The 1,207-nt window shown below is 56.8% G+C and carries 1 rRNA gene; it reads left to right on the forward strand.

Annotated features, from left to right (window positions below):
* Nucleotides 1–1,185 (forward strand): 23S ribosomal RNA (locus tag AB0N17_RS46805); the annotation flags it as partial.
* Between the last annotated feature and the right edge of the window lie 22 nt (nucleotides 1,186–1,207).

The following is a 1,207-nucleotide window of genomic DNA, read 5'->3' on the forward strand; positions in this document are numbered from 1 at the left end:
GGACTTGCTCCTCGAGCTGGGGGTGGCCGCAGAGACCAGCGAGAAGCGACTGTTTACTAAAAACACAGGTCCGTGCGAAGCCGTAAGGCGATGTATACGGACTGACGCCTGCCCGGTGCTGGAACGTTAAGGGGACCGGTTAGCTCCATTTCGGTGGGGCGAAGCTGAGAACTTAAGCGCCAGTAAACGGCGGTGGTAACTATAACCATCCTAAGGTAGCGAAATTCCTTGTCGGGTAAGTTCCGACCTGCACGAATGGCGTAACGACTTCTCGACTGTCTCAACCATAGGCCCGGTGAAATTGCACTACGAGTAAAGATGCTCGTTTCGCGCAGCAGGACGGAAAGACCCCGGGACCTTTACTACAGTTTGATATTGGTGTTCGGTTCGGCTTGTGTAGGATAGCTGGGAGACTTTGAAGCGGCCACGCCAGTGGTTGTGGAGTCGTCGTTGAAATACCAGTCTGGTCGTGCTGGATGTCTAACCTGGGTCCGTGATCCGGATCAGGGACAGTGTCTGATGGGTAGTTTAACTGGGGCGGTTGCCTCCTAAAGGGTAACGGAGGCGCCCAAAGGTTCCCTCAGCCTGGTTGGCAATCAGGTGTTGAGTGTAAGTGCACAAGGGAGCTTGACTGTGAGACCGACGGGTCGAGCAGGGACGAAAGTCGGGACTAGTGATCCGGCGGTGGCTTGTGGAAGCGCCGTCGCTCAACGGATAAAAGGTACCCCGGGGATAACAGGCTGATCTTCCCCAAGAGTCCATATCGACGGGATGGTTTGGCACCTCGATGTCGGCTCGTCGCATCCTGGGGCTGGAGTCGGTCCCAAGGGTTGGGCTGTTCGCCCATTAAAGCGGTACGCGAGCTGGGTTTAGAACGTCGTGAGACAGTTCGGTCCCTATCCGCTGTGCGCGTAGGAGTCTTGAGAAGGGCTGTCCCTAGTACGAGAGGACCGGGACGGACGAACCTCTGGTGTGCCAGTTGTTCTGCCAAGGGCATGGCTGGTTGGCTACGTTCGGGAGGGATAACCGCTGAAAGCATCTAAGCGGGAAGCCTGCTTCGAGATGAGGACTCCCACCCACTTGATGGGGTAAGGCTCCCAGTAGACGACTGGGTTGATAGGCCGGATCTGGAAGCACGGTAACGTGTGGAGGTGACCGGTACTAATAGGCCGAGGGCTTGTCCTCAGTTGCTCGCGTCCACTGTGTT

The sequence above is a fragment of the Streptomyces sp. NPDC051133 genome (genome assembly GCF_040682635.1).
In the GTDB taxonomy this organism is placed as follows: domain Bacteria; phylum Actinomycetota; class Actinomycetes; order Streptomycetales; family Streptomycetaceae; genus Streptomyces.